This is a genomic window from Bartonella krasnovii, assembly GCF_003606345.3.
Lineage (GTDB): Bacteria > Pseudomonadota > Alphaproteobacteria > Rhizobiales > Rhizobiaceae > Bartonella > Bartonella krasnovii.
The window spans coordinates 219,688-237,515 of sequence record NZ_CP031844.2 but is presented as its reverse complement, the minus strand read 5'-3'; the positions used below and the strand labels follow the sequence as shown (position 1 = coordinate 237,515).

The following is a 17,828-nucleotide window of genomic DNA, read 5'->3' as shown; positions in this document are numbered from 1 at the left end:
AGGAATCGTATGGTCATACAGAAAATAACGGATGAAGGTGCTCTTGGGCAACGTCTTGATCAGTGGCTTGCAAAACAATATCATAATGCGCTCTCACGTTCACGTTTGCAAACCCTCATCCGTGAAGGCTGTCTTAAAATTGATGGTCAATTCATAAAGGAACCAAAAACAAAATTAAAACCTAGCCAAATAATTGAATTGGCGATGCCTGACCTGCGTGATGCAGAACCTAGCGCTGAAGCCATTGCATTGGACATTCTTTTTGAAGATGATCATGTCATTGTTATTAATAAACCTGCCGGTCTTGTTGTTCATCCTGGCAATGGTAATTGGACTGGTACGTTGGTTAATGCCCTTATTCACCACTGTGGGAATAGCTTATCTGGTATCGGTGGTATTAAACGTCCTGGTATTGTCCATCGCCTTGATAAAAATACAAGCGGTGTTATGGTTGTTGCAAAAAATGATCTGGCTCACAAAAGTCTCAGTGTTCAATTTTCTGATCATGGACGAACCTGTGCATTAGATCGACGCTATCATGCCTTAATTTGGGGAATACCTCATCGCAACATCTGGACAATTGATGCATCACTTGGCCGTTCGCCTCATAACCGAACAAAACAAACTGTCGTCCATAACCAAAATCCTCATGCACGTCATGCTGTTACACATTTTTCACTGCTTGAAAAATATGCGACTCATGCAGACTCGACACCTTTTGCTAGTCTTCTGGAATGTCGTCTGGAAACCGGACGTACCCATCAGATTCGTGTTCATATGGCGCATATCGGACATCCACTCGTCGGTGATACGGTTTATGGAAATGCTTTTAAAACAAAATCAAACACTCTTAATCCCATTCTCAAAAATATAATCGATCAATTCAACCGACAAGCACTCCATGCTGCAAATCTTACTTTTGAACATCCTTCTACCGGTAAAGTTATGTCGTTTTCTGCACCAATGCCCCAAGATATGGCTAAACTTATTAAGCACTTTAAAAAAATGAATTGAAACTTTTTTCCATCTCAAGATTTCACAATAAAATATCTTTTTTTGAACAAAATTGAAAAATATGCTAGAGTGAAGTTACAAGGATAGTTGGTTATCTTAAACATGGAATTTGCCTTATTAGGGAATTCAGATAAAAGGAGGGTGCTATATGGCCCATATGAATTTGTTATCAGTAATCACAGGTGATGGCGGGTTAAACCGTTACTTAGAGGAAGTGCGTCGTTTTCCAATGCTTGAGCCAAAAGAGGAATATATGCTCGCTCAACGTTATCGTGAGCATAATGATTTAAAAGCTGCACATAGGTTGGTTACCAGTCATTTGCGTCTCGTCGCTAAGATTGCGATGGGATATCGCGGTTATGGACTCCCCATTGGGGAAGTCATTTCAGAAGGTAATATTGGACTCATGCAGGCTGTCAAGCGTTTTGAACCAGAGCGTGGTTTTCGTTTGGCGACGTATGCAATCTGGTGGATTAAAGCATCAATCCAAGAATATGTATTGCGGTCTTGGAGTTTGGTGAAAATGGGGACAACGGCCAATCAAAAGCGTTTGTTTTTTAATCTTCGTAAGTTAAAAAATAAACTTCAAGCACTTGATGGTGGTGATCTTAATACAGAGCAAGTAAAAGAAATTGCGACCCAGTTGAATGTCACAGAAGATGAAGTTGTATCGATGAATCGTCGACTTGGTGGTGATACTTCACTCAATGCGTCTCTTCGTACAAAAGAAGGAGAAAACAGCGAGTTGCAAGATTGGTTGGTGGATGAGTCTAACAATCAAGAACAAATTTTAATTGAAAAAAGTGAATTGGAAAATCGTCGTTCTATGCTTAGCAATGCTATAGACAATCTCAATGAACGTGAAAAACGCATATTCAAAGCACGTCGTTTAAGCGATATACCATTAACTCTAGAAGAACTTTCTGGTGAGTTTAACATTAGTCGAGAGCGAGTACGACAGATTGAAATGCGTGCATTTGAAAAAGTGCAAAACTCTATCAGAGATTCTGCTTTATCTCAAAGTCCAGTATAAAACTTCAAAATTAGGTATAAAGCCAATGGTTTGCGTATTCTTAAATTGGAAATGAAAAAGCTATCTATTGGCTTTGTACTTTTAAATGAATCTCTCAAACTCTTTGAGTTATTGATATGTGCGCTTTAGTGAGTACGTTTAGGTGCGAATAAAATGGATGGTGAGGAATAACCTTTTATCTTATTTGCACCTATGTTTTATTCTTTTGCCCTAGAACTGTTAGTTTATCTTGTTGTGAAAGCCATTTCCCAATAACTTCATTAAAAATGGACTCACCTGTTGGACCTTTTGCAAAGGTTAACTCATTTATACGTCCGTTTTTATCCGTTAATACCAACCGCATCCAATTTAATTTTCGCATCAATTGTAAATTTCGATCGAGAAATGGATGATTTCTACTCAATGCAACAAGAAAAAAATCATCGTTAATCTTTGCAGAAATAGTTCTTGTTAAAGCCTGTCCAATGGATTGTTCACTTGCTTTAAAAGTCAATGCTTGAACATTGCTTATCGCTTGACCTGAAAATTTATCCGAAGGAATAAAAATAAGGTCCATAATATATGCAGCAGGAAATGACTGATCGGTATTACGACGTAAAATTAACCGTAATGATAGCCCTTCATCGGGAATTGTTATATCACCTTGTATAGCCATTTCTTCTGGAGCCTCCTTTACACGAGATTCCCTTATAAGCGTCCAGCGAACACTTCCCGTTGCTACCTTTTCTGCATCATAATTTGTCCGTGCTTGATAAAAAACAGCTTCACCTGATTTTTCAAGCGATTGCAAATTGCTGGCTACAACTGTTGATATTCCTTCTTCATCGGAAGAATCTGCCGCTTGTTTTAAACCAACATCAACTTCACTCCCATCTTCTAATAAGCGTTGTGTTAACTTTCTCTTAACCGAAAGCACCTTTGGTAACCCATGAGAAGCTTGAAGATTTTCTTCCAACAACTGGTGATCATTTGATACAAATACACGCCCCCCAATAAAAAAAACACCAACCGTTAAAACAATAAAACTCACAACAGAAACAGCACCTATCACAATACGCCTTTGCACCAATGATTTATTAGCACGACGTAAAGCTTGAGAAAAAATATGCGAAACAATATGCGGATTATCTTCTTGTGAAGGAGAATCCTTTAACGCATAGCGATTAACATGTTCAGAAGGGACATAAGCCTCCATATTAACAGGCTCTGCCTCTGGCATATCCGATACACAAGGATCATCAAATACCTTGTTACCCTTTGGACATGTAACAAAATCCTGCTTGCTTTTTGTATTTATCCCTGAAAATTCATTATTCTTTGGTAATATAGTCTCTTTTATATATTTTTTATCTTCATTTATATTTATGGGATTCCACCCAATAACTGAAGAAAGCAACTTCTTTTCAACTGCTAAATATTCTTCTTCAACAGTTTCAATAGCATTTTGGAGAATCTTTCTTTGCTCATCTGCTATTTCTTGCGGCATTTTCGCTGTTAAAAATTGATGTTCTAACGTTTCGATAGCCCGTTTATAAATCCTCTTACGCACTTGTGGTGTAACATTATTTCGCGCATTAATTGCTTTTTTTAAGATTCCAACGAAATCTACCATTTCCTCTATAATCTCTCTTAAACTGAGAAAAGAAACCCCAGCCCTAAAGCCAAAACACTTTTTAGCCTCATACATTAATTGTCATTTATATCGGTGCAACTATCGTAATAGTGTAAAATGAATATGAAAAATAAACAATGTTATTTTACACCTTTCTCTTACGCGCTCTTTAAAAAGCTCTTTGTTAAAAGACACAGAAATGAACAAAGAATCTATATAAAAACCTAAAAACAATCATCAATCTGCAAAGGGATCTGTAATAAGAATAGTATCTTCACGCTCTGGGCTTGTGGATAATAAAGCTACTTTTGTATTAATCAGCTCTTCGATATAGCGTATATATTTAACAGCCTGCACCGGTAAATCTTCCCACCTCAATGCATGAGCTGTTTTTTCCTTCCAACCTTCTAATGTTTCATAGATAGGCCTTACACGGGCTTGAGCTCCCATGGAAGAAGGTAAATAATCAATTTTTCTACCATCAAGCTCATAACCAATACAAATTTTTATTTCATCCAAACCATCCAGAACATCAAGTTTTGTCAATGCTATACCTTGCACACCACAAATTGTTACCATCTGACGCACTAAAACTGCATCAAACCAACCACATCGACGCTTTCTACCCGTTACAACACCAAATTCATGTCCATGTGTCCCAAGAAATTCACCAATATCATTTATCTGCTCTGTCGGAAACGGCCCCTCTCCAACACGTGTAGTATAAGCTTTTGCAATACCCAAAATATAATGAATGACTCTAGGTCCCATCCCAGATCCTGTACATGCCTGCCCAGAAACTGTATTCGATGATGTTACATAAGGATAAGTTCCAAAATCATTATCGAGTAAAGCACCTTGTGCCCCTTCAAAAAGAATGTGCTTTCCCTCCCGATAGCCCTCATCTAAAAGATGCCACGTACAATCCATAAAGGGCAGAATTTTATCTGCAACTTGCATTAATTCATCATAAAGTGCCTGAGAATCAATCTCTGCAACACCCATTCCACGACGCAAAGCATTATGATGCCTCAAAAGTCGCTCAATCTTAGCCATAAGCGTGTCTTTTTCTGCTAAATCCATCACTCGGATAGCACGACGTCCTACCTTATCTTCATAAGCCGGTCCAATCCCACGCTTTGTTGTCCCAATTTTTAAACCTGATAAACCGCTTTCTCGAATTGCATCAAGGTCACGATGCAAAGAAAGAATTAAGGGAGCATTTTCAGCAATCCGTAAAATTTCTGGTGTAATTTTTATCCCCTGATCACATAGTTTTTTTAATTCTGCAACAAAATGATGAGGATCAACAACGACACCATTACCAATGATTGATAATTTTCCACGAACTAAACCAGATGGTAAAAGTGATAATTTATAACTCACTCCATCAATAACCAATGTGTGGCCAGCATTATGCCCCCCCTGATATCTTACTACGATATCTGCGCGCTCAGATAACCAATCTACAATTTTACCTTTGCCTTCATCACCCCATTGTGTACCCACAACAACTACATTGGCCATAACTTTCTCCGTCGTGTTTGGTCAAAAAAAACCGTATCCAAAAACAAATACTTCCTTATAACGAAACCTTAGAGTAAGTGCGACTCCTCATTTCAGATTTTCTCAATCTTCAAGGAATTAAATTTTTACATTTATAATAATAAAGATAAGCAAATACCAAAATATTCTAAATCTGTCATTTTTGTTAGAAAAAGTAAAAAATTAGAATTTCAATTTATGCTTTTCTCCCCTGATAAAACATTCATTTTCCCTCTTAATCTATTACAATTCATGTAAATGATTCAGAAGTCGTTCTAATATAAGAATACGAAAGATCATCATAATCTCTCGTATCCTTTTTCTGTTTCAAAACGCGTTGTGAAAATCACCTGTCTTATTTAAAGCTTTGCCTTTTCAAGTTGGAACGCCCATTCAAGCCATTGTGTTAAAATTTCAAGGTCGGAAGCCTCGATTGTTATACCCGCCCAAATTCGAATCCCGGGAGGAGCATCACGATATGAACCGATATCATAAGCAACACCTTCCTCAGCAAGACGATTCACAACTGCTTTTATAAAAGATACTCGCTTTTCAGTATCTAAAGCCGTAATCACTGGATCCACAATATCTAAACAAATAGATGTGTTAGAACGTACCTCAGGATCTTTTGCTAAATATTCTAGCCATGGTGTTTTACGGACAAAGGCATCGAGTACAGAAGAGTTTTTCTCAACCCGCGCTCTTAATGCCGCAGCCCCTCCTAGAGACTTTGCCCACCTCAATCCATCAAGAAAATCCTCAACACAAAGCATAGAAGGCGTATTGATTATCTTTCCTTTAAAAATATCTTCGTTTAATTTTCCATTTTTTGTCATACAGAAAAGTTGAGGCATAGGCCAAACTGGAACATGATTCTCAAGCCTCTCAACAGCACGAGGACTTAAAATCACCATACCATGTGCTGCTTCACCTCCCAAAACTTTTTGCCACGAAAAAGTAACAACATCTAATTTTGAAAAATCAAGATATTGTGCAAAAGCTGCAGATGTTGCATCACAAATGGTCAATCCTGCTCGCTTATCCGGAATAAAATCCGCATTCGGAATACGTACACCAGAAGTTGTCCCATTCCATGTAAAAACAACATCACGATCAAAATCAAGTTGTGTTAAGTCTGGGATTTCACCATATGGGGCTTCAAAACGACGCACATCAGAAAGCTTTAATTGCTCAACAACATCTTTATTCCACCCAAATCCAAAACTTTCCCACGCCGCCATATCAATGCCACGCTCACCTAATAAAGACCATAGAGAGGCTTCAACAGCACCGGTATCTGAACCTGGCATAATTCCTATACGATGATCAGAAGGAACCTCAAGAATCTCACGGGTTAAATTAATAACTTCAGCAAGTTTTAATTCTGCTTCTCTTGATCTATGTGAACGCCCAACTAATGCACTTTTAAGAACATCAAAAGTCCAACCAGGTCGTTTGCTACAAGGACCTGAAGAAAAATTAGTATTATTGGGACGACTGTTTGGTTTTTGTAACATTATCATTATTTCTCCCCTTTTCGATGTTTTGTTTCCTTTATAAAGGAAAACAAATTGTTATAAAGACTAATCAAACGTCTTTTTAGAAAAAAATCAAAAATGTTTTCTATTATTTCGTAGGCTTAAAATTCACGGAAACTTTGTAAAAAAATCTTTCTTAATCATGCCTCTAAATTGATTCTTTTAATTTTTTTCGTATTATCACCACGATAAGATAGCATTCTGATAACAGTACACTAATCTATCACAACATACCTATCAAGTTTATTTTACGATGAAGATTCATTGCTAACTCTCTAGAATAGGGAGATGAATTTATTAAAAAATCAATTATTTTTCTTTTGATGACTGGACAGAGAAAATTTTAATGTTATAACCGCACACGCTCTATATTTTTTATGAAGCATGCCCAGATAGCTCAGTAGGTAGAGCAGCGGACTGAAAATCCGCGTGTCCGTGGTTCGAATCCGCGTCTGGGCACCACTCTCTTTTTTATTCCTAACAGTTTATTGTTTTCACTAGTATTTTTAAAGGTGAGGGATGCGTGAATAAAAGTAAGGGAATAGGATTTTCCAGCGTGTCTCTTAATTATTGTGGAGTCAAGACTTCTTCTCAAGGTATGTTCATTGATTCGAATACTCAAAGTTCTTTTGTTTTTAACAAAATGAATTCTTAAAAAATCTTTCTAAGTTTATTATAATTATTATACTTCAACATTAATTTGGTCCTGAAAATTTTCGATGATATCTGCTATATTAATGGGATTATCTCTATCAAAGTTATCCAACAGGGATAATTACTCTTTCTAAGAACTAAGAAATACGAAATCTTCAGTAAAAAACTATTAAAAGCATCAAAGAAAGCGATAATGCGTTTTCACAAAAGTTTCTTAAATTTATATTAAATCCTTTTAAACATAAAATACATTAATTTTTCATAATGATTTATCGTTTTGTCTGTTAATTGAAAAACCTGAATATCATAGATCTCTCATTTAAAATCTCTTTCTTACACATCGCAAGGGGAGCTAGCATGTGAATAGAAAACACTTTATGAACCATCTCAGAGTGCCAAGAGCTATAGCAACATTAAAACTGACAAAAATATATAATGGTATCAACTTTCTCTTCGTATACTGGTGTCCAAATATATTATTCGTGGAGGCTTTAGTATTATAGCATTCACAAGCATCGTCACAAAATAGGTGTAACGTGCCTTGAGAAATGCCTTTTGAAAGTCGGAAAGCCAAATTAAAAGAAAATGATCAAACGATTGACCACTTTGTACTTAGCCAACATCCTTTTCTCTAAAAAATTTATAAACCTTTTTTCAAAAATAAAACTTACACTACTCTTTCAACAAGATAAAATTTTAAAATCAATTGGTGTAAAGTTCAAAAATAATTATTCTCATTGTTTTACAAAAATATAAGTATTTTTTTAAAACTTATTATAAAAATTTATTAATTCATAACTTAATAATTATATACTGTAACCTATTGCTATAATAAATAAAGTACTTATAATATAGATGTACATAATTTGTTTATTATTATAAGTACTTAAATATCATGTTAGCTATTATATTATGATAATAATTATTTTTATCTATAAAAAATTAATAATCTACCATTTGAATATAGAAAATATTGAAGAATATAAGTATATTCCTAAATTAATATATACACGTTTTGCTGTTTGAAAAAAATAAGTCATATTTTCAAAAAGTACATTATGATTACTAGGGTGAGTTAGTAAAATAACTTTATTTAATAAATGACTGCTCTGTTTACTAAAAAATAAATTTGATTTATAAATAGGAGTATTAACAGTAACAGATGTTCGTTCTACTAAAGTTGTATATTCAGATGCTTTCACAACAGATAAAAAAGTTAACAATATAGCACATATGGCAAAGAAATATTTTATAACCATTTTTATAAATTACCTCCATTAATAAATATTCATAATGGAATTAACACAATTCTATTTTTATGTCTATATTATATTTAATAAAAAATAAAAAATTATAATGTATTCTATTTTTATAACTAAAAATTACATATTTATAATATAAATTAAACTACTATTAGATATATTTTATTTATAACTTTTATTTAATAAAATGTGAAAAAAACTGTTTTATATTGATTATTATTAAATAAATTTTATATATTTTTTAAACAAAATTAAAGTTTATAATAAACATATAAGATAATAAATTATTCTGTACTGGATATACCTTTTCATTAAAATAAAGAGGGATTGATCTTATTGCTATTTTTATTCTATCTTTCTCATGCAATGTAATACAAAGCTTCAGTTAAAATTATAACTATCCTGTCTTTGAATGAATGAGAGGAACGGTTTTTTTAATGGTAAGCGCGACAAAAGATGCAATCAGAACTTTTATAAAAGCACCAATTAACAAACCTAATGAACTTATTAAAACTGTTAGCAAAGAAGCCTGTGTCATATAAGCCACCCAAGGTATTCCAAAAGAATAGACAATTCCAATACCACCCACCATATTTATCAAAAATAATATTATAAAGTTTAACCGTTTCCAAAATAACTCAACCATAAAGCCAATGAAAAATGCCGCAAATGGAAAACTGATTAAATAACCACTGGTGACACCTGAAAACACACTGATTCCACCACGCCCTCCTGGCAATAGAGGCAATCCAATTGCAATAAGAACAAGGAAAAGAAGCGATGCTAGAGCTCCTCTTTTTGCTCCCAGTATAGATCCTGATAACATCGGAGCCATAGACTGCGCTGTAATAGGTACCCCCAGCAAAAAAGGCAGATGAATAGATGGAAAAAGACTTAAAACTGCGTAAATAGCAGCAAATAGAGCAATATAGGTTAGATCTTTTGTATTCACTAAACCATTCCTTCATTATGAAATAATCTTTAGTTATTGTTACCATTGATTAACAACAACATTCTGAGTTAAGAATACATTTTACAGCACGAGAAATATCTCAAGATAATTTAAATATATCCAAAATAAAGACTACTCTTTCTTTTTATAAATGAGAGGAACAGATTTTTTAATTGCAAGCGCAACAAAGGATGCAATCAGTACTTTTAAACTATCGCCTATCAAAAAAACCGATGACGCTATTAAAGCTTTTAGTAGAGAGATTTTCGTCATATATGCTGTCCATGGAACACCAAAAGCATAGACAACTCCTATACCACCTACAGCATTTATCACAAATAATGTTATAAGATTTAACCGTTGCCAAAACAATTCAACCATTAAACCAATAAAAAAAGCAGCGAATGGAAAACCTATCAGATAACCACTAGCAATTCCTGCAAAGACACTGATTCCACCACGACCACCAGGCAATAGAGGCAGTCCAATCGCAACAAGGACAAGAAAAAGAAGTGACGCTAAAGCCCCTCTTTTTGCTCCAAGTATAGATCCTGCTAACATCGGTCCCATCGACTGAGCTGTAATAGGTACCCCCAGCAAAAAAGGAAGATGGATAGGTGGGAAAAGACCCAAAACAGCATAAATAGCAGCAAATAAAGCAACATAGGCTAAGTCTTTTGTATTCATTTATTATCCTTTCATTATGAAAAGCTTTGATTATTATTAGATACTTTATCAATAATATCAGTATCATAAGAACGCGCTTCCAATGCTTCCGCTACTTCTGAAGCCATTCTTATGGTTCGTATAATTAAAGGTATTGCAAGAGCGACAATATTCGTATTCAGTCCACGTGCTTGCTGTGCTTCATGCACTTCAGTAAACTTTTCCCTCAAAAGAGGAATAAAGCGGATAGCCATAGAGATAACCATACTTACTTTTGATGGATTTATACCAAAATACCGAAATGGCTGAAGCCCTGCTTCAATTGAAGCCACCATATCTGAAACTTTTGTTGTAAATGAAATAAGTGATGATAAAGAAAAAAGAATAATAAGGCGTAATAGGACCTCGACCCCTGTAAGCAGACTACTAAAAAGAGTCTGAAATGCAAAGAGAAGAACTAAAAGTAATCCTACCGATTTAAACTGCTTTATCACAGTACGAAAAGGGATCTTGGCGATTCTATAGAATAAGACTAAAAGTAATAAAAATAGTCCAAGAAGTGGTATAGATGAAACCATTATTATAAAAGTTCCACATACCGTAAGAAATAATAACTTAACTCCAGGACTTAAACTATGAATAAATGTATCCCTTGGAATATATAAACCGATCATGACATTCTTCTTATATATTCCTTGATAGCAACAAAAGGTACATCATCAATTGCTATCTCCCCTCTCTCAAAAACAAGCACTCTATCAAATTTTTTGAGAAATTCCAAGTCATGTGATACAACAATCGCTGTTTGTGATAACTCTTCTATAACCTGTGCAACACGGAGTTTATTTCGTAAATCAAGTAATGTCGTTGGCTCATCAAAAACAATATAGTCTGGTTTCATTGCTACTACACTGGAAATGGCAACAAGTTGTTTTTGTCCACCGCTTAATAAATGAACTGGGTGATCTCTAAAAGCTTGAAGATCATAGCGCTGTAAAATTTCATCTACACGCTCCTTAATTTCATCTTTACTAAGCTTCAAATTTTTAAGACCAAAAGATAAATCTTCTTCCACTAGGGGTAAAACAATTTGGTTGTCAGGATTTTGAAAAACAAACCCTACTTTACGCTTTACCGCCTTTGCATCGCGCTTTGTATCAAGCCCATCAACACTTACAAACCCCTGAGATGGTAATTGAAGCCCATTGATAAGACGAACAAATGTACTTTTTCCAGAACCATTTGCACCAATAATGGCGATACGCCTTTCGGTAAGTTGTATAGTAATATTCTTTAAAACACACAACTCACCAAAGACTTGTGTTACCTTATCAAATTTTATAATTCCCAAGGTTTATTCCAATCAAACCCTTTATATTACTCCAGCTATTGTTATCGCTTAAGCTTATAGCCTAAAAGTAAAAATAAGCACCATAGAGGAATAATAATAACTGCCAAACTCATATCAGGCATCTGGACAGGAATATATGTCTCAAAAAAAGGTATTCTTATTCCTACCATATTCAAAAGTCGAGCCATTAATCCATTTTTCCCAAACCCACTTATAAGCATTATACAAAATAATAAAACAAGAAAGCATAAGCAAAGATAGTTCGCGTAAGGATATAAACCAAACGCATAAATAAAGTTTCTTTTTCTGTTCTTATGGGCCTTTCGAAATTTCAAATGAACAATAACAATAATAGCCCAAGTAATAAGTGCAGCAGCAGTTGCAAGAGCCATAATTCGCATAAAACTATTATCAGGAACGAAAGCATTAATAACGACGATTATTGCCGTACACAACGATGAGAAAAGGATAGCAACATAAGGAACACGAGCAGCATTCAGTTTACTAAAAATATGTGGTGCATTTTTTTGTATCGCTAAACTATAAAGCATACGACCATTCGAATAAATGCCACTATTATAAACAGAAATAGCCGCCATAATAACCACAAAATTCAAAATATGACCCGCAGCAGGAATTCCTACAGTTTCAAAAATTGTAACAAAAGGGCTACTATTTTTTCCAATCATATTCCACGGGCTGATTATCATAATAACGCTGATAGAACCAATATAAAAAATTATAATTCTCCACATAACTTGACGGATAGCCGCCGGAATTGTTTTTTGTGGATTAGAGGCCTCTCCAGCAGCAACACCAATAAGCTCGGTTCCTCCAAAAGAAAACATTACTACAGAAGTTGCTAAAATAACCCCGATAATTCCATAAGGAAAAAAACCGCCTTGATCCCAGAGATAATGGATACTCGCTTGATTTCCCCCTATTCCAGTGACAATGAGAAAAATCCCAAAAATAATCATACCAATAACAGCAGCAACTTTGATTAAAGCACAACCAAATTCAAATTCGCCATAAAAACGAACATTAGATAAATTAACTAATGTGACAAACAAAAGTACAATAAAAGATGACTTCCAATGATCAAATAGAATCCAATGATCTAGATAAAATCCAATCACTGTAAGTTCAGTCATACTGACGAGAATATAAAGAAACCAATAATTCCAACCTGTTACAAAACCTGCTAAACTCCCCCAATATTTATAAGCAAAAAAACTAAAAGCACCCGATGTTGGTTCTTCTACAGACATTTCACCAAGCATTCGCATAATGAAATATATCACCAGCCCCCCGACAAGATAAGCTAGAATAGCCGAAGGACCCGCCAATTGAATTGCCTCTGTTGATCCATAAAAAAGCCCCGTCCCTATAACACCACCCAAAGCAATCATTTGAATGTGGCGATTTTGAAGATTACGCTTCAATTCATTATCCGCATTCTTAAGCATTATTCTTCACTCCCCCCTCAATATTGATTGTAATCTTTACACGAAGGGGCGATAATATCTTCAACATATTTTTTTTCAATAGAAATTATAAAACAGAACATAAATCTATTTTTTTTGTCATAATGCAACTCCTTATCTTTCTGTGCATTATGTGAATGTTCCATTAAAACTACAGGAAGAAATATGCTTCGTTCTTTATTAAAATTAATGGCTTTCATTTTTGTTACACTAACAATTATAGCGCTCGTTATTGATAATGCACACTCCGTCATCACATCACATTGGACGATAACCCCCCTTAATAAAATTCTAGTAAATCTTCTGCAAACAGATATCTATAACCTTAATCAATCTCTATGTAAGATAATGCCTGATTTTTTATCCTCCATTTGTATTACTCTCACTTATCTACCAGCATGGATTATCTTTGCTGCTTTAGCGATAATATTTTGTATCTTAACTTACGAAAAACAAAAACCTTTTCAAAAAATATCATATACATATAATGGAGGATACATTTAAATTTGAAAAAGGTTTCTAGAGCTCACTGTACTATACACTACCGATGTAGCCTAGAGTCCCTTACCCTATCAACACAACTACAAGCCATTTGATTATAAAAACGGGTTAAAACGCTTTATTATAGTAAGTATATATATTTAATCATGATTTTTAATCGATAGCGACCACATCATTTTATTTGCATCAATTCAAAGAAATTAACAAATAAATTTAATCCGCGCCTATAAGAAAATCCTGCATAGGAAAATTGAAATAGATTGAAGCCTCTAGATTTTTCTGTAGCTGCATTTTGTACTTAAAAAGCTTTCTTAAGTTTAGTACTAGAAATCATATATAAAAAGTGTCTTCATAGGGGCATAGCCCTCACATAAAATAAAATACCATTGGGTTACACATTCACACGCTTGTTTTAAAACAACATCTCTCAATATGCCCAAGCCTATTTCATGACATCAACCATGAATGATGTAGTGGTAAATCCATTCAGCACCTCAATCTTTACACTGGTAGAGTAACAAGCCAACACCTTCACATACTTTTCAAGCCCTAAAACGTTGCTACACCCCTTGGTATTTGAAATGATTCATAAGAGATATTTTTAGCCCTTTCTTATTAGTTTTTATCCACGCGGGCTTCTCCCGCTTGTAACCTGCAAAAAACATTGTTTGGCTTATTCAACATAGGGGAGATTTAAAATAAGAGAAGCTTACGGTATTCAAAGTTTTAATTCAAGTTGAATAGAGATATAATTATAAATCAGCATATTGCTTTATTGAGAAAATGGCAAAATAACAGCTTCAATAAGGCTGCTCTCCTCTGAATCTGAAAATTGTCTCGCTAAAACATTAACTTTTTAGATATCTCATCCAAAACTTTCCATTAATCAGTATCCACACGAGAAAGATCCTCAATGAACTTCTTTTGATAAGCTAACTTCGTTTCTCATTCTATCAGCCGATTTTCATCCGACATGTTCAGACACCATCTTAAAATAAAAAACATGATTAATTTTATTAACTTTCCTTCTTTTTTTCCTACAAAATTGAAAAGTAGCTTCAACCAACTTCTTTCGTCTTATTTTCGCATTATATAAGGTTTATGATAAATTTTAGTTTCCTGAGCACTTATTCAATAAATTTCTTTCTTATCTTAGAATCAAAAAACATTTTTATCTTTACCAAGATATCTTAACACCATTTTTTATCGTAAAGATCTAGGTTTTCACAGCTTCTTCATTTGAACACTATCATAAATCGGCGGGAAACATTTTATAGCATTACAATCACAAGAATACTGCTTCCATGAATTTTATACAGTTCTCGTCCTTCAATTATTATCACATATTATAAATTATTGAAAAAAACGCATACTTGCTTTTATACATACTTTTAGCTATTACCCTCAAATTAGTTTTGTCTTATTGACTCACAAACCTATGCCGCATTAGCTCAGTTGGTAGAGCACATCATTCGTAATGATGGGGTCGCTGGTTCGAATCCGGCATGCGGCACCACTTTTTGTTTTTAATACATTGAAAGCTTTTCTTTTGATTCTCTGTTTTTCTCCACCTTTTAGACTATCTCTTGAGGCTTATATAATTTTACTTAGTTTGTTATTATTTTCTCCGTACTTTTCTAAGTAAAAGCTAACATCTTTTTTCTCCATCTTACGGCTCTACCTCACTTATATGCCTCTGGAAGTAACGCTTTGAAGCCTCTAAATACGTATCGTTTGTGGATATACTAAAAAGCTGTGCACATTCATGGGGTGAAACATATCTATCACCATTATCACAAAGCATATTATTATCTTTCTATTTTTTATGTTATGTAAATAGGTGAAAATGCTGGGAGGGAACAATTCCCTTTCTAACTTCAAGTAGCTTTTATAAAAATCTTTTGTATACCTTGTGTTATTGCACCTAAAAAGATTTCAAAAGCTTGATTAATTGGTTTAAGATGTTGTTGGAAACCTAGCTAATACAACACTAGACAAGATAATATTATTGACCAAAACGCTTCATATGAAGAAGATGAAGGCGTTATACATATGAAAAAATACATAACCAAAACTTACCGTTCAAGTTTGTTACAGTACAATATTCTTTTAAAAGTTATTAAATATCATTGATCTATAGATTGAATATGCTCCTCTAATATATTGTTTCAGTTAGGAACAGACTATAAGAGAGAGATAAAATATCCCACTATGTTTTCATGTAGATATATTTTATTTATAAAAAAATTTACGTAACAGTTCATTCGAAATCCTTTATGAAGGTATTTTTTTAGGTAAATTAAGAAACTAGAGAAAAAACAAAGAACAATTAAATTAACTATAGCTTTTTTGATTAAATATGTATAATACGTTATGTATTCGATATATTGATTCTAAGATAATTTATAGGTAGAGAGTGTTTAACTTTAGTGCCTTTTTTGTTTTTATAAAAGTTTCTATGGGATAAATTATGGATTATGAAATTATTTAAGAATCAATGCCTATTATTTCATTAATTATTATATTCCTTACTTTTTTGAAAAGAGGTTCTTTACTAAAAGTATTTGTTTTTTTAAATAATTTTCCTCTAAGTTATTCTAGATAAATTATATTTATATGTGAAGTATCTGATTATAAATTTATAAAGTGGTTTGTTAAAAATTATTGTGTTTAGGCTTAAAAGGAAAATAATTAATACAAAATGAATATTATTTAAGGAGTTTTTCTATAATAAAAAGTTATATGAGTTTTAATAAAGTTCATTAAGATGGTTTTATCTCAATTAAACCCTCTAGCTTTTTTGTGCTTTAAAATTGAATAGATGTAAGTTTTGAATTCACGTCCTGCTTTATGTAGGCTTTATTATAGGATTAAGAATAATGCGAAAAATATCAACAGAAGGGCTTGCACTGATTAAGCAATGGGAGGGTTTACGTTTAAAGGCCTATGAGGATTCTGGTGGAATATGGACAATTGGCTATGGGCATACAAGTGCAGCTGGCACCCCAAGTGTCCATAAAGACATGCAAATTACAGAAAAAGAGGCTGAGAGAATCCTTTGTCAGGATTTGAAAGAGTGTGAGGTCGCTGTTGAAAAAGCTGTTACTGTTCCTTTAAGTGATGAACAATTCGCAGCTTTAGTGTCATTTTCATATAATGTAGGAATAACAGCTTTTTGCAAATCTACACTTTTAAAAAAGCTCAATAACAATGAATATGAAGCGGTACCAACTGAATTGCAAAAATGGACAAGAGTAGGCGGGAAACGTATCCAAGGTCTTGTCAATCGTCGGGCAGCCGAAGCAGGGTTATGGGCGAAAGGAGCTCGTGTTGCGCCTAATTATCATGTTGTAGAACCAGAAGGCGTAACGGGGATTTGTAAAATAGAAGCTCTTGCACCAATTATAGGCTCTTTTTCAGGGCTTGGAGGACTTTTTGCAGGAAATGGTCCTGTCCAATGGGCTTTAGCAGGCATTATGGTTTTAGCTGCTTGTACAGCGATGATATATATTGCTAAACGTTTTCAGGAACATCGCCTATGATCTTATGGATAAAGAAATATCTGACGACAACATCAGCAATCATAGCAGCTTTTTTTATAGCTTTAGCGAAAGCCTTTTTCCTTGGGAAAAAAGTTGAGAAGCAAAAACAAACAAAAGAAGCTTTTAATACAGCAAAAACACGCCTTGAGGTAGAAAATGAAATTAACAAGAAAAGTGATGCTGATGTGCGCAATAAGCTTTCTAACTGGATGCGCGACGAATGAACGAACTTCTTGTATTGGATGGCTGCCAATTTATTTGAATCGACAAGACATTAATGCCATTAGTCCAAATTTGGCAAGAGATATCTTAAAACATAACGAACAAGGTGAGCGTCTATGTGGGTGGAAACATACACGAAAAGTGAAGTAATAAAAATGCCATTCCTCTGAAACATTCATCAATGAAAAAATTTGAAAGAGATGAATCCATTCAAATTAAAAGCAGACTTTTAATGGGCTAAAACACTTTATGTAGTCTATTTGATCTTATTGGAGTGACAAGAGAAGAAAATATGCTGTGAATTGCCCTTAAAAGATCTTTTGATATAAGAAGTTGTCTTCAGCAAGAGTTATCTCTAAAAATCTGTCTCTGCCTAAAAAAGCAATCCGCAAAATTCTACATAGATATTGGCTTTTTGTAAATGACGTTGTTTCAATTTTTTACCACAA

Annotated in this window: 12 protein-coding genes and 2 tRNA genes; 6 read left to right on the top strand and 8 right to left on the bottom strand. The window is 34.0% G+C overall.

What is annotated here, in order from left to right; all coding sequences use genetic code 11:
- Positions 1-9: 9 nt before the first annotated feature.
- Together D1092_RS00900 and rpoH are read left to right on the top strand one after the other, a co-directional pair.
- The gene (locus tag D1092_RS00900) at positions 10-1,014 is read left to right on the top strand and encodes an RluA family pseudouridine synthase (protein ID WP_120121775.1); all 1,005 of its coding nucleotides are present in this window, start codon (positions 10-12) and stop codon (positions 1,012-1,014) included.
- A 148-nt stretch (positions 1,015-1,162) separates the two neighbouring features.
- Complete coding sequence (gene rpoH / locus D1092_RS00895) at positions 1,163-2,047, top strand: RNA polymerase sigma factor RpoH (RefSeq protein ID WP_120121774.1); 885 nt, start codon at positions 1,163-1,165, stop codon at positions 2,045-2,047.
- A 190-nt stretch (positions 2,048-2,237) separates the two neighbouring features.
- Here the strand turns inward: rpoH and D1092_RS00890 are convergent, their stop codons facing one another.
- The 3 genes from D1092_RS00890 to D1092_RS00880 form a co-directional block, all read right to left on the bottom strand.
- Positions 2,238-3,659, bottom strand: coding sequence for a hypothetical protein (locus D1092_RS00890; protein ID WP_120122740.1), 1,422 nt, complete (start codon positions 3,657-3,659; stop codon positions 2,238-2,240).
- 237 nt (positions 3,660-3,896) lie between these two features.
- Positions 3,897-5,186 carry an adenylosuccinate synthase gene (locus D1092_RS00885; RefSeq protein WP_120121773.1) on the bottom strand — a complete coding sequence of 430 codons (1,290 nt, stop codon included), beginning with the start codon at positions 5,184-5,186 and terminating at the stop codon, positions 3,897-3,899.
- A gap of 377 nt (positions 5,187-5,563) precedes the next feature.
- Positions 5,564-6,727 carry a phosphoserine transaminase gene (locus D1092_RS00880; protein ID WP_120121772.1) on the bottom strand — a complete coding sequence of 388 codons (1,164 nt, stop codon included), beginning with the start codon at positions 6,725-6,727 and terminating at the stop codon, positions 5,564-5,566.
- Positions 6,728-7,128: 401 nt separating this feature from the next.
- Here D1092_RS00880 and D1092_RS00875 point away from each other — a divergent pair.
- Positions 7,129-7,204: transfer RNA gene (locus D1092_RS00875), tRNA-Phe, on the top strand.
- Between the two features lie 1,851 nt (positions 7,205-9,055).
- Here D1092_RS00875 and D1092_RS00865 read toward each other — a convergent pair.
- The 5 genes from D1092_RS00865 to D1092_RS00845 all read right to left on the bottom strand — a co-directional run bounded on the left by D1092_RS00865 (position 9,056) and on the right by D1092_RS00845 (position 13,096).
- Entirely contained in the window at positions 9,056-9,610 is a 555-nt protein-coding gene (locus D1092_RS00865) for a biotin transporter BioY (RefSeq protein ID WP_120121770.1), read from the bottom strand.
- A gap of 132 nt (positions 9,611-9,742) precedes the next feature.
- A complete protein-coding gene (locus tag D1092_RS00860) occupies positions 9,743-10,297 on the bottom strand; it encodes a biotin transporter BioY (RefSeq protein ID WP_120121769.1) in 555 nt (184 codons plus the stop codon).
- Positions 10,298-10,311: 14 nt separating this feature from the next.
- Entirely contained in the window at positions 10,312-10,950 is a 639-nt protein-coding gene (locus tag D1092_RS00855) for an energy-coupling factor transporter transmembrane component T family protein (RefSeq protein ID WP_120121768.1), read from the bottom strand.
- Positions 10,947-11,627, bottom strand: coding sequence for an energy-coupling factor ABC transporter ATP-binding protein (locus D1092_RS00850; protein ID WP_120121767.1), 681 nt, complete (start codon positions 11,625-11,627; stop codon positions 10,947-10,949). The genes D1092_RS00855 and D1092_RS00850 overlap by 4 nt, the downstream gene beginning before the upstream one ends.
- Positions 11,628-11,668: 41 nt before the next feature.
- On the bottom strand, positions 11,669-13,096 hold the full coding sequence (locus D1092_RS00845; RefSeq protein WP_120121766.1) for an amino acid permease: 1,428 nt from the start codon (positions 13,094-13,096) through the stop codon (positions 11,669-11,671).
- 1,959 nt (positions 13,097-15,055) lie between these two features.
- On the opposite strand from D1092_RS00845, the gene D1092_RS00835 reads away from it, so the two are divergent.
- The 3 genes from D1092_RS00835 to D1092_RS00820 all read left to right on the top strand — a co-directional run bounded on the left by D1092_RS00835 (position 15,056) and on the right by D1092_RS00820 (position 17,381).
- Positions 15,056-15,131 (top strand) — tRNA-Thr (locus D1092_RS00835).
- A 1,363-nt stretch (positions 15,132-16,494) separates the two neighbouring features.
- Positions 16,495-17,157, top strand: a complete 663-nt coding sequence (locus D1092_RS00825) for a lysozyme (protein WP_120121764.1) — start codon at positions 16,495-16,497, stop codon at positions 17,155-17,157.
- Complete coding sequence (locus D1092_RS00820) at positions 17,154-17,381, top strand: hypothetical protein (protein ID WP_120121763.1); 228 nt, start codon at positions 17,154-17,156, stop codon at positions 17,379-17,381. The genes D1092_RS00825 and D1092_RS00820 overlap by 4 nt, the downstream gene beginning before the upstream one ends.
- Positions 17,382-17,828 lie beyond the last annotated feature (447 nt).